General features: G+C 69.3%; 22 protein-coding genes and 1 riboswitch. Of the genes, 7 read left to right on the top strand and 15 right to left on the bottom strand.

Annotated elements, in window-relative coordinates; translation table 11 throughout:
- Nucleotides 1–338: 338 nt before the first annotated feature.
- A complete protein-coding gene (locus tag OG700_RS29870) occupies nt 339–1,700 on the bottom strand; it encodes an NYN domain-containing protein (RefSeq protein WP_405618947.1) in 1,362 nt (453 codons plus the stop codon).
- A gap of 35 nt (nt 1,701–1,735) precedes the next feature.
- The gene (locus OG700_RS29865) at nt 1,736–1,978 is read right to left on the bottom strand and encodes a hypothetical protein (protein ID WP_078077743.1); all 243 of its coding nucleotides are present in this window, start codon (nt 1,976–1,978) and stop codon (nt 1,736–1,738) included.
- Between the two features lie 174 nt (nt 1,979–2,152).
- On the opposite strand from OG700_RS29865, the gene OG700_RS29860 reads away from it, so the two are divergent.
- Entirely contained in the window at nt 2,153–2,881 is a 729-nt protein-coding gene (locus OG700_RS29860) for a rhomboid family intramembrane serine protease (protein ID WP_405618945.1), read from the top strand.
- Nucleotides 2,878–3,159: an Lrp/AsnC family transcriptional regulator gene (locus tag OG700_RS29855; RefSeq protein ID WP_405618943.1), complete on the top strand. Its 282-nt coding sequence runs from the start codon at nt 2,878–2,880 to the stop codon at nt 3,157–3,159. The genes OG700_RS29860 and OG700_RS29855 overlap by 4 nt, the downstream gene beginning before the upstream one ends.
- Before the next feature lie 40 nt (nt 3,160–3,199).
- On the opposite strand, the gene OG700_RS29850 is transcribed toward OG700_RS29855, so the two are convergent.
- From OG700_RS29850 to OG700_RS29825, 6 genes are all read right to left on the bottom strand, one after another.
- Nucleotides 3,200–4,570: an aminotransferase class V-fold PLP-dependent enzyme gene (locus tag OG700_RS29850; RefSeq protein WP_405618941.1), complete on the bottom strand. Its 1,371-nt coding sequence runs from the start codon at nt 4,568–4,570 to the stop codon at nt 3,200–3,202.
- 255 nt (nt 4,571–4,825) lie between these two features.
- A riboswitch (SAM riboswitch) is annotated at nt 4,826–4,943 on the bottom strand.
- Nucleotides 4,944–5,063: 120 nt separating this feature from the next.
- A complete protein-coding gene (trpD, locus tag OG700_RS29845; RefSeq protein WP_405618939.1) occupies nt 5,064–6,131 on the bottom strand; it encodes an anthranilate phosphoribosyltransferase in 1,068 nt (355 codons plus the stop codon).
- Nucleotides 6,132–6,348: 217 nt separating this feature from the next.
- The gene (locus OG700_RS29840; RefSeq protein WP_405618937.1) at nt 6,349–7,977 is read right to left on the bottom strand and encodes a cytochrome bc complex cytochrome b subunit; all 1,629 of its coding nucleotides are present in this window, start codon (nt 7,975–7,977) and stop codon (nt 6,349–6,351) included.
- Entirely contained in the window at nt 7,974–9,029 is a 1,056-nt protein-coding gene (locus tag OG700_RS29835) for a Rieske 2Fe-2S domain-containing protein (RefSeq protein WP_405618935.1), read from the bottom strand. Before OG700_RS29835 ends, OG700_RS29840 begins: the two co-directional genes overlap by 4 nt.
- Nucleotides 9,026–9,835 (bottom strand): c-type cytochrome, encoded by an 810-nt coding sequence (locus tag OG700_RS29830; protein WP_405618933.1) that lies wholly within the window; start codon nt 9,833–9,835, stop codon nt 9,026–9,028. Before OG700_RS29830 ends, OG700_RS29835 begins: the two co-directional genes overlap by 4 nt.
- 75 nt (nt 9,836–9,910) lie before the next feature.
- On the bottom strand, nt 9,911–10,531 hold the full coding sequence (locus tag OG700_RS29825; RefSeq protein WP_405618931.1) for a heme-copper oxidase subunit III: 621 nt from the start codon (nt 10,529–10,531) through the stop codon (nt 9,911–9,913).
- A gap of 182 nt (nt 10,532–10,713) precedes the next feature.
- On the opposite strand from OG700_RS29825, the gene OG700_RS29820 reads away from it, so the two are divergent.
- Complete coding sequence (locus tag OG700_RS29820; protein ID WP_405618929.1) at nt 10,714–11,115, top strand: hypothetical protein; 402 nt, start codon at nt 10,714–10,716, stop codon at nt 11,113–11,115.
- Between the two features lie 36 nt (nt 11,116–11,151).
- Here OG700_RS29820 and OG700_RS29815 read toward each other — a convergent pair whose 3' ends face one another.
- The 4 genes from OG700_RS29815 to coxB form a co-directional block, all read right to left on the bottom strand.
- Nucleotides 11,152–12,405 carry an Ig-like domain-containing protein gene (locus OG700_RS29815; RefSeq protein ID WP_405618927.1) on the bottom strand — a complete coding sequence of 418 codons (1,254 nt, stop codon included), beginning with the start codon at nt 12,403–12,405 and terminating at the stop codon, nt 11,152–11,154.
- A 137-nt stretch (nt 12,406–12,542) separates the two neighbouring features.
- Nucleotides 12,543–12,941, bottom strand: a complete 399-nt coding sequence (locus OG700_RS29810) for a cytochrome c oxidase subunit 4 (protein ID WP_405618925.1) — start codon at nt 12,939–12,941, stop codon at nt 12,543–12,545.
- Nucleotides 12,938–14,677: a cytochrome c oxidase subunit I gene (gene ctaD / locus OG700_RS29805; protein WP_405618923.1), complete on the bottom strand. Its 1,740-nt coding sequence runs from the start codon at nt 14,675–14,677 to the stop codon at nt 12,938–12,940. The genes OG700_RS29810 and ctaD overlap by 4 nt, the downstream gene beginning before the upstream one ends.
- On the bottom strand, nt 14,674–15,636 hold the full coding sequence (gene coxB, locus OG700_RS29800; RefSeq protein ID WP_405618921.1) for a cytochrome c oxidase subunit II: 963 nt from the start codon (nt 15,634–15,636) through the stop codon (nt 14,674–14,676). The genes ctaD and coxB overlap by 4 nt, the downstream gene beginning before the upstream one ends.
- A gap of 278 nt (nt 15,637–15,914) precedes the next feature.
- Here coxB and OG700_RS29795 point away from each other — a divergent pair, with 278 nt between their 5' ends.
- Nucleotides 15,915–17,309 carry a cysteine desulfurase/sulfurtransferase TusA family protein gene (locus tag OG700_RS29795; RefSeq protein ID WP_405618919.1) on the top strand — a complete coding sequence of 465 codons (1,395 nt, stop codon included), beginning with the start codon at nt 15,915–15,917 and terminating at the stop codon, nt 17,307–17,309.
- 81 nt (nt 17,310–17,390) lie between these two features.
- On the opposite strand, the gene OG700_RS29790 is transcribed toward OG700_RS29795, so the two are convergent.
- On the bottom strand, nt 17,391–18,365 hold the full coding sequence (locus OG700_RS29790; protein WP_405618917.1) for a carbohydrate kinase family protein: 975 nt from the start codon (nt 18,363–18,365) through the stop codon (nt 17,391–17,393).
- A 132-nt stretch (nt 18,366–18,497) separates the two neighbouring features.
- On the opposite strand from OG700_RS29790, the gene OG700_RS29785 reads away from it, so the two are divergent.
- Nucleotides 18,498–18,710, top strand: coding sequence for a hypothetical protein (locus OG700_RS29785; protein WP_405618915.1), 213 nt, complete (start codon nt 18,498–18,500; stop codon nt 18,708–18,710).
- 77 nt (nt 18,711–18,787) lie between these two features.
- On the top strand, nt 18,788–20,284 hold the full coding sequence (locus OG700_RS29780; RefSeq protein ID WP_405618913.1) for a hypothetical protein: 1,497 nt from the start codon (nt 18,788–18,790) through the stop codon (nt 20,282–20,284).
- Between the two features lie 126 nt (nt 20,285–20,410).
- Here OG700_RS29780 and OG700_RS29775 read toward each other — a convergent pair whose 3' ends face one another.
- On the bottom strand, nt 20,411–20,767 hold the full coding sequence (locus OG700_RS29775) for an iron-sulfur cluster assembly accessory protein (protein ID WP_078077727.1): 357 nt from the start codon (nt 20,765–20,767) through the stop codon (nt 20,411–20,413).
- A gap of 312 nt (nt 20,768–21,079) precedes the next feature.
- Between OG700_RS29775 and nadA the strand changes: the two genes are divergently transcribed.
- The gene (gene nadA / locus OG700_RS29770; RefSeq protein ID WP_405618911.1) at nt 21,080–22,267 is read left to right on the top strand and encodes a quinolinate synthase NadA; all 1,188 of its coding nucleotides are present in this window, start codon (nt 21,080–21,082) and stop codon (nt 22,265–22,267) included.
- A 75-nt stretch (nt 22,268–22,342) separates the two neighbouring features.
- Here the strand turns inward: nadA and OG700_RS29765 are convergent, their stop codons facing one another.
- A complete protein-coding gene (locus tag OG700_RS29765) occupies nt 22,343–25,525 on the bottom strand; it encodes an efflux RND transporter permease subunit (protein ID WP_405618909.1) in 3,183 nt (1,060 codons plus the stop codon).
- Between the last annotated feature and the right edge of the window lie 86 nt (nt 25,526–25,611).

Genomic DNA, 25,611 nt, shown 5'->3' with positions numbered 1-25,611 from the left:
TTCCTCAGAGCCGCCTACCGGGTGTGGGGAGCGAATCCCCGGCTCCATGAGTCAGCTTTCCCGGCGGGCCGGGAATCCGGGACTACCGGACTGAACTACACGAATTCGGCGGTTCCTTCGCCGCCACCCCGGATGGGTGATCAACCGCGCGAAGGTTCGAGGCCTGACCCTAGTGACCTTCTTGTGATCAGTTCAAATCCTGAAGGGAAAAAATTTCGCCGCGCAGTGGTTTCTTCACATACTTCACACGGAAAGTGACGAACAATTGACGCTGCGACGTGACATCGGGTGACCAAATGCCGCATTGGCCACAGGAGTTACTAGTGCCGCGATCGACACTAGACGCGCGAAAGCCGCTTCAGCAGCAAGGCGGACGCGACAGGTCTCGCACCGGCCCGCGCCACCCCGTCGGCGACCTCACGGTCGGTGGAGACGACCACCACCGGACGCCCCGGCGGCTCCGCCCTGACGAGCTGCCGGATCAACTCGTCCGCCGTCACACCCGGCTTGGAGAACAGCACCCGGACCCCGCGCGGCGGCGCGAGCAGTACGGGAGCGGCCAGTTCGGCCCCGTCGAAGACACAGGTCATCTCGGCGCCCGACTGCGCCGCGAGCATCGCGAGCCCGCCGAGCAGCCGCAGCCGCTGCTTCTCCAACGGCATCGTCGGATAGCCGGTCTTGGTGACGTTGTAGCCGTCCACGACCAGATGCGCCTGGGGCAGCGCGAGCAACTGGTCCAGCAGCGCGGGATCCATGTCGGACAGCGCGCGGGCCGCGATGTCCTTGGGCGACATCCGGCCGGGCTCCACGGCGTCGACCAGATCGGCGGGGTGCGCGGCGGCCGGCGGCAGCGCCAGCTCCCGCCGCAGCCCCTGCGCCGACTCCAGGACGGTGTCCAGCAGCAGCCGCAGCCGCATGTCCCCCACCGAGCGCCCCTCGCGGGCGGCCCGGCGGCCGGCCTCCACCGCCGACTCCGCCTCCGTGAGGCGGGCCTTGAGGCGCCGGGTCTCACTCTCCGCCGCGGACACCTGGGCCGCGGCCTCCGCGCGTGCCGTCTCGACCTCGGCGGCCGTACGACGCAGGGCGGCCTCGCCGCGCTTCACATCGCTCAGGGCGCCGCGCAGCTTGCGGTGCGCGGACTCGGCCTCCCTGCGGGCGGCGTCCAGTTCCGTACGGAGCCGATCCGTCTCGGCCTTGGTCGAGGCGCGGGCCTGGGTCAGCTCCTCGCGCAGCCGCTCCAGCTCGCGGCGGTTCTCCTCCTCGACACGCTCTGCGTCGGCGCGCTGGACCTCCTCGCCCGCGGCGGCCACCAGCTTCACCCAGCCGACGGGGCGCAGGACGTAGGCGGCGGCGGCCACGTCGACGGGGTCGGCGGCCGGCGGCGGCGCCCCCGACTCCACGGCGGCGGCCAGTTCGGGGTCCGCCTGGGCGAACCGCTCCCCGATCCGCTGCCGGAACACCGGGTCGCTCTCCAGGGCCGCGGCCATCGCGTTGCCCGCGAACCGGGCGCGTCGGCTCGGCGTGAAGCGCGCGTACTGTCGTAGCTGGGCGGGCAGTTCGGTGACGGTCAGACCGCCGAAGGCGTCCGAGACCAGCGCCACGACCCGGCGCCGGACTCCCTCGGGCAGCGGCCGGTCGAGCGCCTCGGCGTCGCCGCCGGCCGCACCGGCCGGCTCAGCGCCGCTTGCGGGCTGCTCCACGATCCGTCACCCCACTACCCTTTCGGGCGGCTCCCTCAGGAACCGGCGCCCGGCCTGTCAACCAGTTCGATCTGATCCACCGCGTTGCACCAGCGGCAGCGGACGGACTCGATGGTCTCACTGACCACGTCGCGCTCCTCGACCTTCGACTCCCCGGCCAGGTCCAGATGGACGTACTCCACCACCTTGGAGGAGCGCGTCACGTCGAACCGGGTGAGATTGCCGCACAGCGTGCAGCGCCACCGGGTGGCATCGGTCGGCAAGGGAACCGTCGTCATCGTGCCGTCCTCTTTCGTCGAGCCCTGCTGTGGTGAGGTCGAGCCTGCCGCACCGTCGCCCCGGTGCGGCGCCGAACCGGGAAAGTGCGCGCCGTAACCCTACGGCCTCCCGCGTATCCCATGTCGCGGCGAGGCGGTCTGCGCCTGTCTGTCCATGTACGGGATGATCCGTGGATGTTCAATTGGCGCACGGCGGCCGGAGCTCCGGTCGTGACCTACGGTCTGATCGGCCTGTGCGCTCTGGCCTTCCTGACCGGTCCGCTGTCGGGGTTCAACCCCGCGTACGGGACGGGCGACACCCTGCTCGCCGCGCAGAGCGCGTACTTCGAACGCTGGGGGGTGATCCCCGACGAACTGATGAGCGGCGACTCCCACGCGCTCCTCACCCCTCTCACGGCGCTCTTCGTCCACGGCAGCTGGCTCCATCTGCTGGGCAACCTGCTCTTCCTCTACGTCTTCGGGGCGATGACCGAGGAGCGGATGGGACGGGTGCGGTTCACGCTCTTCTATCTCGTCTGCGGCTATCTCGCCCTGCTCGCCTACGCGGCGGCGAACGCGGACTCCGACCAGACCCTGGTGGGTGCGTCGGGCGCGATCTCCGGCGTGCTCGGCGCCTTCCTCTGTCTCTTTCCCCGCGCACGCGTCACCAGCCTCTTCCCGTTCCTCTTCTTCCTGCCGCTGCGCTTCCCCGCCTGGATCGTCCTGATCTTCTGGTTCGCCCTCCAGTGGCTGGCGGCCCGCGACGCCGAACCGGGCCCCGGCGTCGCGTATCTGGCGCATCTGGTGGGCTTCGCCCTCGGCTTCGCCACCGCGTGGGGGCTCTTCCGCCGTAGGGCGTTCACCGGGAGGGGCACTAGAGTGAAGTCCCGTTCCGCGGCCACCGAGGGAGAACGTCAACCGTGATCACCGCGATCGTGCTCATCAAGACCAGCGTCGACCGGATCCCCGAGATCGCCGAGTCGATCGCGGCGCTGGAGAGCGTCAGCGAGGTCTTCTCCGTCACCGGCACCTACGACCTGATCGCCATGGTCCGCGTCGCCAAGCACGACGATCTGGCGGACGTCATCCCCGGCAGCATCAGCAAGATCCAGGGCGTCGAGGCCACGGACACGCACGTGGCGTTCCGCACGTACTCCCAGCACGACCTGGAAGCCGCTTTCGCGATCGGCCTCGACGCGTAGGGCCTCTCGTTTGGATCTTGCCGGGCTCGCGGTCCCCGGATCAGCCGCGGTCCGGGACGCAACGGCCGTCCTCGGTGCGGTAGTTCCAGCGAGCGCCGTCCCGGACCAGTTCCCGCACCGCGCCGGTGAACCGCTCCACGTGCTCGTCCGGCGTGCCCGCCCCGAAGCTGACCCGGATCGCGTTGAGCGACCTCTCACCGGGGCCGGCGTCCGGCGCGCCGCACTCCCCCGGGTCCCCGGCGTCGCCGCCCAGCAGGGTCCGGACGAGCGGATGGGCACAGAAGAGGCCGTCCCGTACGCCGATGCCGTACTCCGCCGAGAGCGCGGCGGCGAAGTGCGAGCTGTTCCAGCCGTCGACGACGAAGGAGATCACGCCCACCCGGGGCGCCTCGTCGCCGAAGAGCGACAGCACCCGCACCCCGGGCACCTCGGCGAGACCCGCGCGCACCCGCGCCACCAGCTCCCGCTCACGCGCGACGAGCCGGTCGAACCCCGCCTCGGTCAGCGCCTCGCAGGCCGAGGCGATCGCGTACACACCGATGACGTTCGGGGATCCGGCCTCGTGCCGGGCCGCGGTCGTGTGCCACTCGACGTCCACACCACCGTCGGCGCGGCGCGCCACCTTGCGGCTGGCGCCACCACCGGCGAGGTACGGCTCCGCCTCCCGCAGCCAGTCGGCGCGGCCCGCGAGCACCCCGGAGCCGAACGGCGCGTACAGCTTGTGCCCGGAGAAGGCCACCCAGTCCACGTCCAGCTCCGCGATGTCCACGGGGTGGTGCGGGGCGAGCTGCGCGGCGTCCAGGACGACGCGCGCACCGTGGGCGTGCGCGGCGGCGGCCAGTTCGCGTACGGGCCACAGCTCCCCGGTGACATTCGAGGCGCCGGTGACGCACACCAGCGCGGGGCCGCCCTTCGGGTCGCGTCCCGCCAGGGCGCGCTCCAGGGTGGCGACGGCATCGGCGGGTGTGCGCGGCGCGTCGAGGTAGCTGACGCGGGCGTCGCGCCAGGGCAGCAGCGACGCGTGGTGCTCGGTCTCGAAGACGAACACCTCGCAGCCGGCGGGCAGCGCGGCGGCCAGCAGGTTGAGCGAGTCGGTGGTGGACCGGGTGAAGACGACCTGGTCGTCCGCGCGGCAGCCGAGGAAGCGGGCGACGGTGCGGCGGCTGTTCTCGAAGAGGTCGGTGGAGAGCTGCGAGAGGTAACCGGCGCCGCGGTGGACGCTGCCGTAGTACGGGGCGTAGGCGGCGACGTCGTCCCAGACACGGCGCAGGGCGGGGGCGCTGGCCGCGTAGTCGAGCGCGGCGTAGGTGACTTCGCCGCCGGTGACGAGGGGGACGGTGACATCGCTTCCGAGCACGGGCAGCGGCTGGTCGGTGCTGGTGCGGGTGAGGGCGTCGGTGGGTGCGGACATGGTGGTATCTCCCGGCAGGACGAGGCGGAAACGGCATCAGGACCCGGCAGGCGGACGCGTCGTCGTGACGGCGGATGCCGTGACGACGCGGAACGGACCGCGGGGGTGGCGCTCACTGAAGAGGGCTCGGGACCGTGTTCCCGGTGCGAGACGCGCCGGGGGCGGGCCGAAGGCCCTATCGCATTCGCTTGCTCACGAGACTGCTCCCTTGAGGACCAGGACCCCAGGGATGACGACATCCGAACGATGTCCAGGGGTCCGCGCTTGCCGCAGACCTCGCTGCCTGCGGCCTGGTCTTCACCCGGGGCACCCCGCCACGGACGGAGGGTTGCCGGACAGCGGGCCGGGGCCGTAGTCGCTGTCACTCATGACCTGGGGTGAGATTACCCCACGGCCGGGGCGGCGGCCCAGACGGCGTCCGCGATACGGGACACCGCGCGCCCGCCCGGCAGCCGGTTCGCCCTCAATCGCCGGGCGGGCTCGAAAAAGCGCGCTACTTGTTGCTCGCCGCCACCCAGCGCTCCAGCGTCCGCTTCGCCGCGCCCGAGTCGACCGCCTTCGCCGCCCGCGCGAACCCCGCCGCGAGCTGGTCGTTCAGTGTGCCGTCGGCGGGCTCCAGCGCCACCAGCGCCGCCGCCGCGTTCAGCAGGACCGCGTCCCGTACGGGGCCGGTCTCACCTGCCAGCAGACGGCGCGCGACGTCCGCGTTGTACGAGGCGTCCGCCCCGCGCAGCGCCTCGACCGGGACCAACTCCAGGCCGATGTCCCTGGGGTCGAAGCCCTGCTCGGTGACCCGGCCGTCGCGAACCACCCATACGTGTGAGGTCGCCGTCGTGGTCAGCTCGTCCAGGCCGTCGTCACCGCGGAAGACGAGCGAGGAGTTGCCCCGCTCCGCGAGCACCCCGGCCACGATCGGCGCCATCCGGATGTCCGCCACCCCGACCGCCTGGGCGCGGACCCGCGCCGGGTTGGTGAGCGGTCCCAGGATGTTGAACGTGGTCTGCGCGCCCAACTCCTTGCGGGCCTTGGCCGCGTGGCGCAGGGCCGGGTGGAACTTCACCGCGAAGCAGAAGGTGATGCCCGCCTCCTCGGCGACCTCCACGACCCGCTGCGGCGTCAGCTCCAGATTGACGCCGAGCTTCTCCAGTACGTCGGAGGCGCCGCTCGCGGACGAGGCCGCGCGGCTGCCGTGCTTGACGACCTTGCCACCCGCCCCGGCCACCACGATCGCCGCCATCGTGGAGATGTTGACGGTCTTGGCGAGGTCGCCGCCGGTGCCGACGACATCGACCGCGGCGCCGGGCACCTCGATGGTGTTGGCGTGCTCGTACATGGCGCGCACGAGGCCCGAGACCTCGTCCACGGTCTCGCCCTTGGCGCGCAGCGCGACGGCGAAGCCCGCGATCTGCGCGTCGGTGGCCTCGCCGCTCATGATGCGGTTCATGGCCCAGGCGGTGTCACCGGCGTCGAGATCCTGGCCGCGCAGCAGCGGGTTCAGTACACCCGGCCAGGAACGCGCCGCCAGGGTGTCGCCTCCGGCCGGTGCAACAGCGCTGCTCATGCTCGCTCCTGGGGTCTGTGGACGGGTGCACGGCCGTGTGGCCCGTGCTGCCAGGCGTCAGCCTATCGGCGCCGCCGGCGTTCCAAGACCCGCTGCCCGAACTGCGGACAGCGCGGTCGCCCGAGCCACGTGCCGTACGTCCGCCGTACGTACGAAGGCCCCGGCCCGGTCCCTCGAAGGGGACCGGGCCGGGGCCCTGACGCGTACGGAGCTTCGATCAGTGGTGGCCGTGGCCGCTCGTGATCTCCGTGTACTCCTCGGCCGTCGGCTTGGGGATCTGGTTCCCCTCGCCGTAGTAGCCCTTGCTCAGCTTGACCCGCAGCTTCTCCGCCGGCGAGGTCTTGCGCTCGACACCGTTCTCGTCGACCGTCGGCCCGATCTCGGCCGGCCGGTACTGCTCGTGAGCGGTGAGCGTGTGCAGGTCTCCCTGGTCGAGCGGCTGGTGGACCTCCACGAACTCACCGTGCGGCAGCCGCTTGATGATGCCGGACTCGCGTCCGTGCAGCACCTTCTCGGCGTCGCGGCGCTGAAGTCCCAGACAGATCCGCTTGGTGACCACGAACGCGATGACCGGTCCGACGAAGAACGCGATCCTGATGAACCAGGTGATCGTGTTGATCGACAGATGGAAGTGGGTGGCCCAGATGTCGTTCCCGCCGCCGATGAGCAGGATGAAGTACAGGGTCAGCCAGGCCACACCGAAGCCGGTCCGGGTCGGCACGTTGCGCGGCCGGTCCAGGATGTGGTGCTCGCGCTTGTCGCCGGTGACCCAGGACTCGATGAACGGGTAGACCGCGAGGGCCACCAGAACCAACGGGAAGATCATCAGCGGGATGAACACGCCCAGCACGAGCGTATGGCCCCAGAGGTTGATCTCCCAGCCAGGCATCACCCGGATCAGGCCCTCGGAGAAGCCCAGATACCAGTCCGGCTGTGCTCCGGTGGAGACCATGTCCGGGCGGTACGGGCCGATGGCCCACACCGGGTTGATCGTGGCGATCGCCGAGATGATCGTGATGACACCGAAGACCAGGAAGAAGAACCCGCCGGCCTTGGCCATGTAGATCGGCATGAACGGCGCGCCGACCACGTTCTTGTTGGTCTTGCCGGGACCCGCGAACTGCGTGTGCTTGTGGTAGAAGACCAGGATCAGGTGCGCCACCACGAGCCCGAGCATGATGCCCGGCAGAAGCAGGATGTGGATGGAGTAGAACCGCGCCACGATGTCGTGGCCGGGGAACTCCCCGCCGAACAGGAACATCGAGATGTACGTGCCCACGATCGGTGTGGACAGGATCGCGCCCTGCGCGAAGCGAACACCGGTGCCCGACAACAGGTCGTCCGGCAGCGAGTAACCGGTGAGTCCGGTGAACAGTGCCAGCACGAACAGCAGGAACCCGAACAGCCAGTTGATCTCACGCGGCTTGCGGAAGGCGCCCGTGAAGAAGACACGCATCATGTGCACGAACATCGCGGCCACGAAGATCAGCGCGGCCCAGTGGTGGATCTGCCGGATCAGCAGACCACCGCGGACGTCGAAGCTGATGTCCAGCGTCGAGGCGTACGCCTCGGTCATCCGGACACCCTGCATCGGTACGTAAACGCCGTCGTACACGACCTCGTTCATGCTCGGGTGGAAGAACAGCGTCAGATACACACCCGTGAGGATGATGACGACGAAGCTCCACAGGGCGACCTCGCCCAGCATGAACGACCAGTGGTCCGGGAAGACCTTGCGCAGCATGCCCTTGGCCGCGCCGTAGATCCCGAGACGGCCGTCCGCCCAGTCGGCGACCCGCTCGCCCGCGGGTGCCTGGCGGTTCTTTTCGTCAGACGACTTGCTCATCCGCGCTCCCAGAAGGACGGACCGACGGGCTCGTCGAAATCGCCGAGCGCGTAGAGGTAACCCTCACCGTTCACAGCGATCCGCAGTTGCGGAAGCGCGTGACCGGCCGGGCCGAAGATGACGCGGGCGCCGTCGGAAAGGTCGAAGGTGGACTGGTGGCACGGGCAGAGCACGTGGTGCGTCTGCTGCTCATACAAGCTGATGGGACAGCCGACATGGGTGCAGATCTTGGAGTACGCGACGATGCCCTCGTGCGACCACTCAAGCTCGCGCTTGTCCTTGATGTCCTCGGGCTGGATACGAACGATCATGAGAGCCGCCTTGGCGATCTCATTGTTGAAGTTGGGGTTGTGATCGTCCAGCCCTTCGGGCTGGGCGAAGGTCAGCGACCCCACCGTCACGTCCTCGGGACGCAGCGGCTCGCTCGTGTTCTGGTTGATGAGCATCAGGCCCTTCTTCCAGAACGTCTTGCGGAGCTTGTCCTCCGGCAGCGGGCCGAGGTCACGCAGCAGGACGACACCGGAGAGCGGCACCATGGCCAGCGCGCCGAACATCGTGTTGCGGATCAGCTTGCGCCTCCCGAAGCCGGACTCCGCCGAGCCGACCAGAAAGTCCTTCTTCGCCTGCGCGGCCACCTCGGGGGTGGCCTCGATCGCGTGGCGCTCCTGGACGATCTCCTCGTCGCTCATCAGCGTGCGGGCCCAGTGGACCGCTCCCGCGCCGATGGCGAAGAGGGCGACTCCGAGGGTGATCCCCAGCGAGAAGTTGAGCGCGCTCACATGGCCGAACGGCCAGATGTACACGATCTTGTCGACGGGGAAGGCGACGAACGACGCGATGAAGGCGACCGTGGCCAGCATCGACAGCGTGAAGAGGGAGGCCACCGCGCGCTCGGAGCGCTTGGCCGCCCGCTCGTCGATGTCCTGGATACGCGGCCGGTGGGCCGGCATTCCGGGGTCGGCGAAGGGATCCTCCGCACGCTCCACCTCGCCGCCGTGCGCGGACTCCTGCTCGGTTGGCAGGATCTCGTCTGAATTCCGGTTGCTACTCATGACTTCTTGGCCTTAGCGGTGTGCGCCGCGGTCCAGACGGCAACTGCGATCAGTGCGCCCAGACCGATGATCCAGGAGAACAGGCCCTCACTGACAGGCCCGATGCCACCGAGCTTGAGACCGCCGGGGTTCGCCGACTCGTCGCCGTTCACGGCGTCGAGGTACGCGATGATGTCCCGCTTCTCCTGCTCGGGCATCGTCGAGTCGGGGAACGAGGGCATGTTCTGCGGACCGGTCAGCATCGCCTCGTACAGGTGCTTGGGAGATACCCCCTCAAGCCCCGGGGCATACTTCCCGTTCGTCAACGCGCCTCCCTCACCACCGAAGTTGTGGCACTGGGCGCAGTTGTTGCGGAACAGGTCACCGCCGTTGGCGGAGTCCGCGCCGTCCGGGTTGTACTGCTTGGACGTCGGGACCGCGGGGCCGGGGCCGAGCGAGGCGATGTACGCCGCGAGTTGGTCGGTCTGCTTCTGGTCGTAGATGACCTTCTTCTTCGGTACCTGCGGGCCGGGCTGCTGCGCCGGCATCCGGCCGGTGCTGACCTGGAAGTCCACTGCGGCGGCGCCGACGCCGGTCAGCAGCGGGCCGTCGGACGTACCCTGACCGCCGACGCCGTGGCAGCTCGCGCAGCCCACGGCGTACAGCTTCTTGCCCTCGTCGATGGCGAGGGACTGGGAGGTTTCGTCTGCCTGTGCCTTGCCCGCGGGCGCGAACGCGGCGTACAGCCCCCCGGTGGCCGCCAGCGCGAGGAGTAGGACGACGACAGCAGCCAGCGGATGGCGTCGTCGTGCGGAGAGCTTTTTCACGGATTACCCCGGTGTCAGGATCTTCTGCGTCGGTGCTTGCTGGACTGTGCGCGAACGCGTCGGGCGCGTGGCCCGCTACTTGATCAGGTAGATCGTGGCGAAGAGGCCGATCCAGACGACATCGACGAAGTGCCAGTAATAGGACACGACGATGGCCGCGGTCGCCTGCTCGTGGGTGAACTTCCTGGCCGCGTACGTTCTGCCGAGAACCAGCAGGAAGGCGATGAGACCGCCTGTCACGTGCAGACCATGGAAGCCGGTGGTCAGGTAGAACGCGGAGCCGTACGCGTCGGACGAGAGCGAGAGGCCCTCGTGCTTGACGAGCTCCGTGTACTCGAAGATCTGACCACCGATGAAGACCGCACCCATCACGAACGTGATCACGAACCACGAGCGGAGCTTCTTCACGTCGCCCCGCTCGGCGGCGAAGACGCCGAGCTGGCAGGTGAGTGAGGAGAGCACCAGGATCGTGGTGTTCACCGCGGAGAACGGGACATTCAGCGTATCGGCCTTCTCCGACCAGAACGCATCCCCTGTCACCGACCGCAGGGTGAAGTACATCGCGAAGAGGGCCGCGAAGAACATCAGCTCGGAACTCAACCAGATGATCGTTCCGACACTGGTGAGGTTCGGCCGATTGACCGTCGGGTGCGCGTGCCCGGTTTCTACTGTCGTTGCTGTCGCCACGACCGACATTATGTCGGTCGCTTATCCCGCCCTCACTCCCGGGGGTGCCATTCGGAGTGTCAGCCACTTCGGACGGGATCGCGGCGGGGACCGAACGGCCCATCGTGGAAGGGCCGGGACCCGTGCTGACATGGTGTCCGACGGAGTAGCATCCGCGCAGCGGGTCTCACGACGGACGTCACGGAGGAACAATGCAGCCGACCGCCACGGTCCTGGTCTACAGCGACAACGCGAACACCCGCGAGCAGGTGCGGACGGCCGCGGGGCGCAGGCCGGCCGCCGATCTGCCGCCGGTCGAGTATCTGGAGTGCGCGACGATGCACGCCGTGCTGAAGGCGCTCGACAAGGGCGGCGTCGACGCCTGCGTCTTCGACGGCGAGGCCACCCCCATCGGCGGCATGGGCCTGAGCCGGCAGATCAAGGACGAGATCTTCAACTCCCCGCCCGTGCTGCTGCTGATGGGCCGCCCGCAGGACGCCTGGCTGGCCACCTGGAGCCGCGCGGAGACCGCGGTGACGCTGCCGGTGGACCCGGTCGGCTTCCCCGACGCGCTGGCCGCGCTGCTGCGCAGCAGGCTCGCCGTGGAGGCCTGACGGCTCCGTCAGGCCGCCTGTCTTGGGGCCGACCGTTCACACCTGTGGGCGCAGCCGGGCGGCGTCCACCGGGCCGCTGCCTTCCTTGGTCCCGGCGAGCAGGGCGCTGCCCTGACGCCACTTCTCCCAGTCCAGGTTCCAGTCGCCGAAGCCGTTGCCGAACGGATCCATGTCCTCGCCACCGCTGTTGACGACCTTGACGATGTCGCCCTGGCGGACGGTGTCGAAGAACCACTCGGCGTTCCCGGTGGACATGCCGACACAGCCGTGGCTGACGTTCGCCGCCCCCTGTGAGCCGACGGACCACGGGGCGGCGTGCACGTACTCACCGCTCCAGGTGACGCGCGTCGCCCAGTAGACGGGCAGGTCGTACGACTCGCTGCTGCCGGCCGCGATGCCGACGCTGGTGCCGCGCATCCGGACGAACTGCTGCTTCTCCAGCACGACCTTGATGCCGTTGCGGGTCGAGAAGCCGGGCTTGCCGGTGGTGACCGGGATCGTGTTGATGACCTCGCCGTTGCGCAGGACCGTCATGTGGTGCGAGCCGGCGTCGGCGATTGCTTCGAGGCGGTCGCCGGTGGTGATTCGCAGGGGCTTCGCCGGGCCGCCGTACAGCTTGTCGCCGACCTTTATGCCGTCGAGGGTGCTGCTGACGTCGACGGTCGCGTTGACGGGCCAGTACTCCTTGGGCCGGAAGTGCAGCGTCTTGTCGTCGACCCAGTACCAGGTGCCCTGCACGGCGGGGCTGGAGCGGACCTTGAGGCCCCGTTCGACGACGGCTCTGGCCTCCTTGGCCTTCACGGGCGAGCTGAGTTCCGCGGTGATGGGCTGCCCGACCCCGTACTTGCCCGCCTGCGGGCCGAACTTGACGTTCAGGTTCCGCTGCACCGAGGACGTCTCGAACGTGAGCGTACGGCTGCCCGGAGCCCCGTCCTCGTCCTCCGTGGCGACCTTGACGGTGTAGCGGGCGCCGCCGGCCAGCGGGGCGGTGGAGTGCCAGCGGCCCCCGTCGGCGGCCAGCTCGCCCGCGAGGAAGTGCCCGGAGGCGTCCGTGACGGTCACGTCGGTGATCCGTCCCTCGCCGCCCTTGGCGACGACTTCCAGCGGCTTGTCGGGGTCGGCCTTGGCGTCGCCCTTGGGCGCGTTGAGGGAGACCTGGTCGGCTGCGTCGTAGGGCTTGCCGGACAGCGGGTGGCTGTCCGGATCGCCACAGCCGGTCGCTACCGCCCCGAGGGACAGGACCAGCAGGGTGCAGCCGAGAACGGTGCGAAAGCGCGGCGTGTGGTTCATAAGCACACGCTATGAAGAATGTCCGGTTACGGCGCGCTGTGTGACTGCAAACGAGGGGCCCGGATCCTCCTCAGGGGTGAGGAGGATCCGGGCCCCTTGTCTGTCGTACGGGCTGCCGCCGCCGTACCGGCCACCGGCTACTGGTTCTGGTTCTCACCGCTGTAGTACTCGAAGACCCAGCCCCACAGACCGATCAGGAGGATCGGGAGGGAGAAGAACAGCAGCCACCAGCCGATGGCGACGGAGAGGAACGCGAACGCTCCGCCGATGGCCAGCGAGAGCGGCTGCCAGCTGTGCGGGGAGAAGAACCCCACCTCGCCGGCCTCGTCCGCGACGTCGGCCTGCTTGTTGTCCTGGGCCATCGCGTCGACCCGCCGGGCCGTGAAGGCCAGGTAGAAGCCGATCATGAGGCTCAGGCCGAACGCCAGGAAGAGCGCGGTGGTACCGACCGGCTCCTTCGACCACACGCCGTACACACCGGCGACAACGAGGATGAAGAGGCTCAGCCAGAGGAACATCCAGCCTTGGACCTTCACTTGCCGACCTCCTTGCCACCGACGAGAGCGGCGTCCTTCTGTCCGTCGTTCTCAAGGTGTTCGAGCGCCGCGATCTCCGGGTGGTGCAGGTCGAACGCCGGGGATTCGGAGCGGATCCGCGGCAGGGTGAGGAAGTTGTGCCGGGGCGGCGGGCACGATGTCGCCCATTCGAGTGACCGGCCGTAGCCCCATGGGTCGTCCACCTCGATCTTCTTCCCGTACTTGGCGGTCTTCCAGACGTTGTAGAAGAACGGCAGGACCGACATGCCGAGCAGGAACGAGCTGATCGTGGAGATGGTGTTCAGCGCGGTGAATCCGTCGGCGGCCAGGTAGTCCGCGTAGCGACGCGGCATGCCTTCCGCACCGAGCCAGTGCTGGACCAGGAACGTGCCGTGGAAGCCGACGAACAGGGTCCAGAAGGTGATCTTCCCGAGCCGTTCGTCGAGCATCTTGCCGGTCATCTTCGGCCACCAGAAGTGGAAGCCGGCGAACATCGCGAACACCACCGTGCCGAAGACGACGTAATGGAAGTGCGCGACGACGAAGTACGAGTCGGAGACATGGAAGTCCATCGGCGGCGACGCCAGGATCACACCCGTCAGACCACCGAAGGTGAAGGTGACCAGGAAGCCGATGGTCCAGAGCATCGGTGTCTCGAAGGACAGCGAGCCTTTCCACATCGTGCCGATCCAGTTGAAGAACTTCACCCCCGTTGGCACCGCGATGAGGAACGTCATGAACGAGAAGAACGGCAATAGCACGCCGCCCGTCACATACATGTGGTGCGCCCACACCGTCACCGACAGACCGGCGATGGCGATCGTCGCGCCGACCAGACCGATGTAGCCGAACATCGGTTTGCGGCTGAAGACCGGGATGATCTCGGAGACGATGCCGAAGAACGGCAGGGCGATGATGTACACCTCCGGATGCCCGAAGAACCAGAACAGGTGTTGCCACAGCAACGCGCCGCCGTTGGCGGCGTCGAAGATGTGCGCACCGAATTTCCGGTCGGCCTCCAGCGCGAAGAGCGCGGCGGCCAGGACGGGGAAGGCGAGCAGGACCAGCACACCGGTCAGCAGCACGTTCCAGCAGAAGATCGGCATCCGGAACATCGTCATGCCAGGGGCGCGCATGCAGATGATCGTGGTGATGAAGTTGACCGAGCCGAGGATCGTACCGAAGCCGGAGAAGGCCAGACCCATGATCCACAGGTCGGCGCCGACACCCGGTGAACGGACGGCGTCCGACAGCGGGGAGTACGCGAACCAGCCGAAGTCCGCGGCGCCCTGCGGCGTGATGAAGCCGGCCACCGCGATGAGCGAGCCGAACAGGTAGAGCCAGTAGGCGAACATGTTCAGCCGCGGGAACGCCACATCCGGCGCGCCGATCTGGAGCGGCATGATCCAGTTCGCGAAACCGGCGAACAGCGGCGTCGCGAACATCAGCAGCATGATCGTGCCGTGCATCGTGAACGCCTGGTTGAACTGCTCGTTCGACATGACCTGCGTGCCGGGACGCGCCAGCTCGGCGCGCATGAACAGCGCGAGCACACCACCGATGCAGAAGAAGACGAACGACGTGATCAGGTAGAGCGTGCCGATCGTCTTGTGGTCCGTGGTGGTCAGCCACTTGACGACGACGGAGCCGGGCCGCTTGCGCCGTACCGGCAGCTCGTTCTCGTACGAGTCGTCAGCTGCTGCGGCGGCACCCTTGGGTTCGTTGAGGATGCTCACAGTTGTTTCTTCTCCGCATTCCTGGCCGGGTCCGTCAGCTCGATGCCCGACGGGATGTAGCCGGTCTGCCCCTTGTCGGCCAGCTCCTTCAAGTGCTGCTGGTAGCGCTCCGGGGAGACGACCTTGACGTTGAAGAGCATCCGGGAGTGGTCCACGCCGCACAGTTCGGCGCACTTGCCCATGAAGGTGCCCTCCTTGTTGGGAGTCACCTCGAAGGCGTTGGTGTGACCCGGGATGACGTCCTGCTTCATCAGGAACGGCACGACCCAGAAGGAGTGGATGACGTCACGCGAGGTCAGGATGAACCGGACCTTCTCCCCCTTGGGCAGCCACAGGGTCGGACCCGGATTGCCGTTCTGGGGATTGCGCGTGCCCGGGATTCCGGCGTCGTAGACGCCTTCGGAGCCGGCGGGGAAGTCGTCCTTGAACTTGTTGGGAATGTCGGTGAGTTCCTTGGGAATCTCAGCGCCGGTGGAGGAGTCGCCGTCCACGTCCTCCACGTAGTTGAAGCCCCAGCTCCACTGGTAGCCGACCACGTTCACGGTGTGGGTGGGCTTGTCCTCAAGAGACAGGAGCTTCGACTCGTCACGCGCGGTGAAGTAGAAGAGCACCGAGACGATGATGAGCGGAACGACCGTGTACAGGGCCTCGATGGGCATGTTGTAACGGGTCTGTGGAGGTACCTCCACCTTGGTGCGGCTGCGCCGGTGGAAGATGACGCTCCACACGATCAGCCCCCACACCAGGATGCCCGTGATGAGCGCTGCCGCCCACGAGCCCTGCCACAGGGAGAGGATTCTGGGCGCCTCTTCCGTCACCGGTGTGGGCATTCCGAGGCGGGGGAAATCCTTGTACGTGCAACCGGAGGCGGTCGCGAGGATCAGGCCCGCAGTCAGCACCTGCGGCAGCTTCCGCCGCATCGGGCGCCGCGACGAGCGGTCGGAGCCGTTGGGACTCACGTAGCGCCTTCCCGAGAGTCTCGCCCGCACAGCCGGCTGCGGCCGTCACGGTCGGTCGCCGGCCCGGCGCGGGCAGGGGTTTGGATGTTTATGCGGACCAAACCCTACTGGACGCAATTTGGGGTCGCGCATGGAGGGTGCCCAACGCGCCGTCCGGCACCCCGAAGGGGTGGAATGCCTGGCTCCGGGGCACTTCTGACGCCTCCTCCAGACGCCGCCGGCGGACCGGCCGACCGGGACGCGTTCGTCGGTGGCGACCCTTGGCCTAGCGTGGCGGCGTGGCCTACTTCGACTCCGCGTCCTCCGCCCCGCTGCACCCCGTCGCACACCAGGCCCTGCAAGCCGCCCTGGACGAGGGCTGGGCCGATCCGGCCAGGCTGTACCGGGAGGGGCGGCGGGCCAGGCTGCTGCTGGACGCGGCGCGCGAGGCCGCCGCGGAGGCGGTGGGCTGCCGCCCCGACGAACTGGTCTTCACTCCTTCGGGGACGTATGCGGTGCACTCCGCGATGGCGGGAGCGCTCGCGGGGCGTCGGCGTGTCGGCGCCCATGTGGTGGTCTCGGCGGTCGAACACTCGTCGGTGCTCCATGCCGCCCACACGCGGGGCACCGACGGCGCCGAGGCGGCCGTGACGGAGGTTCCGGTGGACCGTACGGGTGCGGTGTCCCCGGGGACGTACACGGCGGCCCTGCGCGCCGACACGGCGCTCGCCTGCCTCCAGTCGGCCAACCACGAGGTCGGCACGGCGCAGCCGGTCGCGGCCGTCGCCGAGGCGTGCCGGGCGGCCGGGGTGCCGCTGCTGGTGGACGCCGCGCAGTCGCTGGGGTGGGGGCCGGTGGACGGGGCGTGGTCGCTGCTGACCGCGAGCGCGCACAAATGGGGCGGACCCGCCGGGGTGGGGCTGCTCGCCGTGCGCAAGGGGGTGCGTTTCGCGCCTCAAGGCCCGGTGGACGAGCGGGAGTCGGGGCGTGTGCCCGGTTTCGAGAACCTGCCGGCGATCGTCGCCGCCGCCGCGTCGCTGCGGGCGGTGCGGGCCGAGGCGGAGCAGGAGGCGGCCAGGCTGCGGGTGCTGGTGGACCGGATCCGGGCGCGGGTGCCCGAGCTGGTGCCCGACGTCGAGGTGGTGGGCGATCCGGTGCGCGGGCTCCCGCATCTCGTCACCTTCTCCTGTCTCTATGTCGACGGGGAGACTCTGCTGCACGAGCTGGACCGGGCGGACTTCTCCGTGTCGTCGGGGTCGTCCTGCACGAGCGGCACACTGACGCCGAGCCATGTGCTGCGGGCGATGGGCGTGCTCTCGGAGGGCAATGTCCGCGTCTCGCTGCCGTCCGGTACGGCCGAGGCGGAGGTGGACCGGTTCCTGGAGGTGCTGCCGGGGGTGGTCGCGGGCGTACGGGAGCGGCTGGGCGCGCCGGTCGCGCGTGCGGAGTCCGCCGGGGTCGCCGACGCTCCCCCGGTCGTCGTGGACGCGCTCGGCAGGCGCTGCCCGATCCCGGTCATCGAGCTGGCCAAGGTGTTCGGCGACGTACCGGTGGGCGGGACCGTCACGGTTCTGTCGGACGACGCGGCCGCGCGGCTGGACATCCCGGCGTGGTGCGAGATGCGCGGGCAGGAGTATCTGGGCGAGCGCCCGGCGGACCACGGTGTCGCGTATGTGGTCCGCCGGGTGTCGTGACCTCGGACGGCCGGGCCGGCGCGCGTCGGCGGGTTGCGCGCGGGCGACGGCGCGCGGCGCCGCCACCGTCCGGTCCGGGCCTCAGCGCAGGTGCGTACGGACCTCGGTGGCCGCCTCGTCGCCGTACGCCTTGGTGAAGCGGTCCATGAAGTTGTTCCGGCGCAGCGTGTACTCCTGGGTGCCGAGCGTCTCGATGACCAGGGTCGCGATCATGCAGCCGACCTGTGCGGCCCGCTCCAGGCCCACGCCCCACGCCAGACCGGACAGGAAGCCGGCCCGGAAGGCGTCACCGACGCCGGTCGGGTCGACCTTGGCCGTCTCCTCCGCGCAGCCGACCTCGATCGGGTCGTCGCCGACGCGCTCGATGCGGACGCCGCGCGAGCCGAGCGTGGTGACGCGGTGGCCGACGCGGGCCAGGATCTCGGCGTCGGTCCAGCCGGTCTTGGACTCGATGAGCCCCTTCTCGTACTCGTTGGAGAACAGATACGTGGCGCCGTCGAGCAGCAGTCTGATCTCGTCGCCCTCCATCCGGGCGATCTGCTGCGAGAAGTCCGCGGCGAACGGGATGGACCTGGTGCGGCACTCCTCGGTGTGCCGGAGCATCGCCTCGGGGTCGTCGGCGCCGATGAGGACCAGGTCGAGGCCGCCGACCCGGTCGGCCACCGACTTCAGTTCGATCTGGCGGGCCTCGCTCATGGCGCCGGTGTAGAAGGAGCCGATCTGGTTGTGGTCGGCGTCCGTCGTACAGACGAAGCGCGCGGTGTGCAGCACCTCGGAGACCCGGACGGAGGCGGTGTCGACGCCGTGGCGGTCGAGCCAGGCGCGGTACTCGTCGAAGTCGGGGCCGACGGCGCCGACCAGGATCGGCGCGGTGCCGAGCTGGCCCATGCCGAAGCAGATGTTGGCGCCGACACCGCCCCTGCGCACGTCGAGGTTGTCGACGAGGAAGGAAAGCGAGACCGTGTGCAGCTGGTCCCCGACCAACTGGTCGGCGAAGCGACCGGGGAAGGTCATGAGGTGGTCAGTGGCGATGGAGCCGGTGACTGCGATTCTCACGGCGTGACTACTCCTGTGGAGGAGGGCGGATTGACAGCTCACGCTATCGGGTCGGCGCCGGGGGCTTCGAAACGGCAGAACTACCCGATAGTAGGGCTTTTGTCTCGGCCGGTCCGTGCTTACGGTGCGTACATGAGGAACCACACCGCCCCACGCGAGCGCCCCGTACGTGAGTCCGACACCGGCCTGGCCGAGCTGCGCGGCGACTGCGCGCGGATGGCGCCGCACTGGGTGCGGCCGGCCACCGCCGCTCCCGCACCCGTCCCTCCCTCGTTGATCCATGGCGTCACGGTTCCGCCGGCATCCGCCCGGCTGATCGACGGCATGTCCGAATACGGCGACTGATTGGAACCGGGCCGCCCGGTCGGCCGTCTCACCTGAGTCCTCGCCCCGGCGGGGCGATCCGGCCGAAGGAGCAGACGGTGACCCGTACGGAACGACCCCAGAACAGTGACGTCGAGCGCGCCGGGCGGCGGCGTTCCCCGTTCGCCGTCGTGTCGGTGGCGGCGGCCGTCCTGCTCGCCGGTGGCGGCGGCGCCTACTTCGCCACGGCCTCGTCGGACGGCGGCGGTGGCGGCGGTGACAAGAAGGCTTCCGCGCACGGCGCGGGGGACCTCGATCCGCCGCCGCTGGCACTCGGCGCGGGGGCGGACGCGGGGGCGGGTTCGGATCCCGGCCTCGGCGTCGCGCCCGGTGAGCCGAGCCCGTACGGAGTCGAGTACCGCGCCTCGGGCACGCTGCCCGAGGGGCCCGATTCGGCCTCCGTGCACCTCCCCGAGGGATCCGTCGCGGCGGCCGACGTGGCGCGGCTCGCCGAGGCCCTGGGGGTGGCGGGCGCACCGGAACTCTCCGGTACGGCCTGGAAGGTCGGTGCCCGGAAGGACGGTTCGGGCCCGCTGCTCAGTGTCGACAAGCAGGCGCCCGGCAGTTGGACGTTCGGCCGCTTCGGGCCCGCGCCCGGCGGTGACAACTGCCTGAAGGGCAAGGAGTGTCCGAGCGGCGGCGGGGGCGGGAGCAATCCCGTCGTGCCGGGGAACGGGGCGGGCCCGGTGGGCGAGCAGGCCGCGAAGAAGGCCGCCGCGCCCGTGCTGAAGGCGCTCGGCCAGGCGGACGCCGCCCTCGACGCGGGCCAGCTGATGGGCGCCGTACGGGTGGTGAATGCCGCCCCGGTGATCGGCGGGCTGCCGACGTACGGCTGGTCGACCGGCATCCAGATCGGCGCGGACGGTCAAGTGGTTGGCGGGAGCGGGAAGTTGAAGGCGCCCGCGAAGGGGGCCGAGTATCCGGTGATGGGCGCCGCCGAGGCGCTGAAGCTGCTGAACGAGGCGTCGGGCGCACCGGGCACGGGCGGGATCGGCGGCTGCGCGTCCGCGGTGCCGCACAAGGACGGGCAGGAGCTCGCCTCCTCGTGCGACGCGCAGGCGGAGCCCGCGCGGGCGGACGTGGGCAAGGCGGTCTTCGGACTCGCGGCGCGGCAGGTGGACGGGCGGGCCGCGCTCGTACCGTCGTGGTGGTTCGAGCTGGCGGGCACCGGGACCGGGCCGATGTCGTTCGTCACCCGGACGGCGGTGCTTCCCGAGCATCTGGCTCCGAGCGGCGGAAGCGGAGACGGCAGGGACGGCGGGGACGGCGGAGACCGTCCGGACGGCGGCACGCAAGGCTCGCCGATCGAGACGTACAGCGCCGACGGGAGCACGTTGAGCGTGCGCTTCACGGGCGGCGTGTGCGGCGAGTACACGGTGCGGGCGGACGAGAGCGGGTCCACGGTGAAGGTGGAGGTGGTCGACTCGGCCCCGCCGGGCGGTATGTGTATCGCGATGGCCAAGGACTTCACCGAGAAGGTGACGCTGGACCGGCCGCTCGGGGACCGGAAGGTCATGGACGCGGTCACGGGCGATGCCGTGCCGCGGCGGAGGTAGCGGGACGGACACGACAAGGCGGCGGCCCCTGGTCGGGGGCCGCCGCCTTGTCGCTGTTCATTGCTGTTCGTTACGGGGCGTACGACTCGTCACGCCGGACCGCCATCAACGACCGGCGACCGGCGATCAGTTGAAGGAGTCGCCGCAGGCGCAGGAACCGGAGGCGTTGGGGTTGTCGATCGTGAAGCCCTGCTTCTCGATCGTGTCGACGAAGTCGATGGAGGCGCCACCCAGATACGGGGCACTCATCCGGTCGGTGACGACCTTGACGCCGTCGAAGTCCTTCACGACGTCGCCGTCCAGCGAGCGCTCGTCGAAGAACAGCTGGTAACGGAGACCGGAACAGCCGCCGGGCTGAACCGCGACGCGCAGCGCGAGGTCATCCCTGCCTTCCTGGTCGAGCAGGGCCTTGACCTTGCCCGCGGCGGCGTCGGACAGGAGGATGCCGTCGCTCACGGTGGTGGTCTCGTCCGATACGGACATCTGCTTCTCTCCCGGGGTGGGGCCTCCCCGCCGGAGGCAGGGGAAGTGCGGACTCATTGCCGACAGCTACAACCGTCACGGCCGCGGAATCATTCCGGGCCCGCCGCTCGCCTCGTCTGCCGTCGTACTTCTGTCGTGCGTCGTTGTTCGCTCTTCATGCTCGCACACCCGGCTCCGGAGCGGCACGGGTCGTGTTCCCGGGAATGCGTCACATCGACGCTATCGGCATCGTCAAAGTGACGTGAAGCGGTTATGATAGATAACGTCAATTAGACGAAAAGGCTCCTCCGCAGAGAAGAAAGGGTGCGTGACGTGACCACGGCCCAAGCCCGCCAGGATCTCGCTGTCCAGCCGACGCCCCTCGCACTGCTCCTGCTCGGCCGCGAGGCCGACACCCGCAGCGAGCGCGGCGTGGAGTGCCCCGGTGACCTGCCGTCGCCGTCCGACCCGGATCTGGTCGCACGCGCCCGCGCGGCGAAGGAGAAGCTCGGGGAGAAGGTCTTCATCCTCGGCCACCACTACCAGCGCGACGAGGTCATCCAGTTCGCCGACGTGACCGGGGACTCGTTCAAGCTCGCCAAGGACGCCGCCGCGCGCCCCGAGGCCGAGTACATCGTCTTCTGCGGTGTGCACTTCATGGCCGAGTCGGCGGACATCCTGACGGCCGACGACCAGAAGGTCGTCCTGCCCGACCTGGCCGCGGGCTGCTCCATGGCGGACATGGCGACGGCCGAGCAGGTCGCCGAGTGCTGGGACGTGCTGACCGAGGCCGGCATAGCCGAGCGGGTCGTGCCCGTCTCGTACATGAACTCGTCCGCCGACATCAAGGCGTTCACCGGCAAGCACGGCGGCACCATCTGCACCTCGTCCAACGCCGAACGCGCCCTCAACTGGGCCTTCGAGCAGGGCGAGAAGGTGCTCTTCCTCCCCGACCAGCACCTGGGGCGCAACACGGCCGTGCGGGACCTGGGGCTGTCACTGGAGGACTGCGTCCTCTACAACCCGCACAAGCCGAACGGCGGTCTGACGGCCGAGGAGCTGCGGAACGCGAAGATGATCCTGTGGCGCGGGCACTGCTCCGTGCACGGCCGTTTCTCGCTGGACTCGGTGAACGACGTCCGCGAGCGGGTCCCCGGGGTGAACGTCCTGGTCCACCCGGAGTGCAAGCACGAGGTGGTCTCCGCGGCCGACCACGTGGGCTCGACCGAGTACATCATCAAGATGCTTGAGGAGGCCCCGCCCGGTTCGAAGTGGGCGATCGGCACGGAGCTGAATCTGGTGCAGCGGCTGGCGAACCGATTCGCCGCCGACGACAAGGAGATCGTCTTCCTCGACAAGACGGTGTGCTTCTGCTCGACGATGAACCGCATCGACCTGCCGCACCTGGTCTGGGCGCTCGAATCGCTCGCCGAGGGCAAGGAGATCAACCGGATCCAGGTCGAGAAGGAGACGGCGGACTTCGCCCACCTGGCGCTGGAGCGGATGCTGGCGCTGCCGTAGTCGTCGCTGAAGCACTGGTAAGGGGCGCCCGCCAATGGCGGGCGCCCCTTACTCACTTACCGCTCCGGACCTCGGTCAGACGTTGACCGGCTCCGGCGACGGCGCGTCGGAGCGCGGCGGCGTCTCGTCGCCGCCGTCCCCGCCGTCCGACTTCGCCGCCCGCTTCGCCGCCTTCTTCTTGGCGCGGCGCTCCTTGCGGAGTTCGACCATCGTGTACAGCGTCGGCACCAGCAGCAGCGTCAGCAGCGTCGACGTCAGCAGACCGCCGATCACCACCACGGCCAGCGGCTGACCGATGAACCCGCCCTCGCCGGTGATCCCCATCGCCATCGGAAGCAGCGCGAAGATCGTGGCCAGCGCGGTCATCAGGATCGGCCGCAGCCGGTGCCTGCCGCCCTCGACGACGGCCTCGACGACGCCGAGACCCTGCGCCCTGTACTGGTTGATCAGGTCGATCAGCACGATCGCGTTGGTCACCACGATGCCGATCAGCATCAGCATGCCGATCATCGCCGGCACACCCAGCGGCGTACCGGTGGCGAGCAGCAGACCGATCGCGCCGGTCGCCGCGAACGGGATGGAGACCAGCAGGATCAGCGGCTGGACCAGCGACCTGAACGTGCCGACCAGCAGCATGAAGACGATCGCGACGGCCGCCAGCATGGCGAGCCCCAGCTGGAGGAACGCCTCGTCCTGGTCCTCGGCGACACCGCCGATGGTGGCGGTCGCCCCCTCCGGCAGGTCGAGCGCGCCGATCTTCGACTGGAGCGTGGTGCCGACCGCGCCGGTGTTGTCACCGACGGGCTTGGCCGAGATCGTCGCGGCCCTGGAGCCGTCGATCCGGGTCATCGACAGCGGTCCCGGCGCGAGCTCCACGTCGGCGATCTGACCGAGCTTCACGCCGCCGAGCGGCAGCGCCTTCAGCTCGGCGATCGTCTTGGCCGGCTTCGCGGACGTGACGTACACGTCGCGCTCGGTGTCCCCGAGGATCGCCTTGCCCGAGGGCGTACCGCGGACGGCCTGGCCGACGGCCATACCGAGCGTGGCGTCGTTGAACCCGGCGTCGGCGGCCTTGGCGTTGGCCTTGACCGAGATACGCGGGATGCTCTGCGCCAGGTCGCTCTGCACGTCGGTGACGTCGTCGATGCCGGCGACCTCGTCCCGTACCCGCTCGGCCGCCTTCGCCAGGGTCTTCGCGTCGGACGCCTTGACGACGACGCTCAGATCCTGGCTGCCGAAGCCGTCGCCGGCCGCGACGGTGGTGTCACCGATGCCGTCGAGCTTGCCCAGCGCCTCGTCGATGGCGTCGCTGGTCTTCTCGTACGTCCCCGAGTCCTTCAGGGTCACCTGGTAGGAGGCCTGGTTGGCACCCGTACCGCCGCCGAACGCCGCCATGAAGCCGGAGGAGCCGACGGTGACCTGGTAGTCCTTGATCTCGTCGAAGCCGTCGAGGGTCTTCTCGACCTTCTTCGCCGCCGCGTCGGCCGCCTCCAGGCTGGTACCCGGCGCCAACTCCTGCTTGACGGTGAGCACTTCCTGCTCACCCTGGTCGAAGAAGTTGGTCTTGAGCAGCGGTGCCATGGCGAACGTGCCGAGCAGGACGACGAACGCGAGGACGACGCTGGTGATCCGGCGCCGCGTCGCGAAGCCCAGGATCTTGACGTACAGCCCCTGCATCCGGTTGGTGGACTCCTTCTCCTCCGCGATCCGGCGGGCCTCGGCGGGGTCCATCCCGCGTACGGCCTTCGGGGCGCGCAGGAACCAGTACGAGAGCACCGGGACGACCGTGAGCGAGACGAGCAGCGACGCCAGCAGGGCCGCCGTGATCGTCAGCGAGAACGAGCCGAACAGCTCGCCCACCATGCCGCCCACGAGGCCGATCGGCAGGAACACCGCGACCGTGGTGAGCGTGGAGGCGGTGATCGCGCCCGCGACCTCCTTGACCGCCGAGGTGATCGCGAACTCGCGCTCCTCGCCGTAGCCGAGGTGCCGCTTGATGTTCTCCAGGACCACGATCGAGTCGTCGACGACGCGTCCGATCGCGATGGTGAGCGCGCCGAGCGTCAGCATGTTGAGCGACAGGTCGCGGGTCCACAGCACGATCAGCGCCAGGACGACGGAGAGCGGGATGGAGACCGCCGTGACCAGGGTCGAGCGGATCGAGGCCAGGAACACCAGGATGACCAGAACCGCGAAGACCAGACCGAGCGCGCCCTCGGTCGTCAGGCCGGAGATCGACTTGGAGACGGCCGGGCCCTGGTCGCTGACCACGGTCAGGTCGGCGCCCTCGCCGAGATCCTTGCGGAGGTCGGGCAGCTTGTCCTTGACGGCGTCGGAGATCGCGACGGCGCTGCCGTCGTTGTCCATGGTGGCCATCACGGCGAGGCTGGGCTCGCCGTTCGTCCGGGTCAGGGACGTCGCCTCGGACGGCTCCTGCTCGACGGTGGCGATGTCGCCCAGGCGTACGGGGTCGGAGCCCTGCCCCGCGCCGTCCTGCCCGGCCGCGCCCGCCTGCGGGCCGCCGACCCGCAGGTCCTCGATCTGCTTCAGGCCGGTGAAGCCACCGCCGACCTGCACGGTGCGGCTCTTGCCGTCCTCGGAGAACGCTCCCGCCGGGACGGTCGCGCCGCCGGCCTTCAGCGCCTCCGAGAGCGCCATGGTGTTGAGGCCCGCGGCCGCGAGCTTCTTCTCGTCGGGGGTGACGGAGACCTGGAGTTCCCTGACTCCGTCGATGGAGACCTGGCCGACGCCGTCGATGTCCTCCAGCGCCGGGACGACCGTGCGCTCCAGCCGGTCGGCGAGCGCCTGCTGGTCGTCGCCCGAGGAGGCGGCGAGGACGACGGTCGGGATGTCGTCCGTCGAACCGGCCACGACCTGGGGGTCGACGTCCTCGGGGAGCTGGGCACGGGCCCGGTTCACGGCCTGCTGGATGTCGGCGACCAGCTGCTTCGAGCCATCACCGCCGAAGTCGAAACTGGCCATGATCACGGCGTTGCCCTCGCTCGCCGTGGAGGTGACACCGGTGATTCCGTCGACGGCCTCGATGGAGGCCTCGATCGGCTCGACGACCTGCTTCTCGACCACGTCGGGCGAAGCGCCCTGGTAGGGGGCGAGAACCGAGACCATCGGAAGTTCGATGGAGGGCAGCAGCTGCTGCTTGAGCTGGGGAATGGCGATCGCCCCGAAGACGAGCGCGACGATCGATATCAGCCCTATCAGGGCCCGTTGCGCGAGGCTGAATCTGGACAGCCAGGACATGGGGTCTCTCTTCTGTGGTGTACGCGTGCAGAAGGGCGCAGGGGCCCCTCTATACGATCTGCCATCCGGGAGAGCCGAACGGTCGA

This window comes from Streptomyces sp. NBC_01508 (assembly GCF_045040315.1).
In the GTDB taxonomy this organism is placed as follows: Bacteria; Actinomycetota; Actinomycetes; order Streptomycetales; family Streptomycetaceae; genus Streptomyces.
This window is presented reverse-complemented; position numbering and strand designations above follow the sequence as displayed.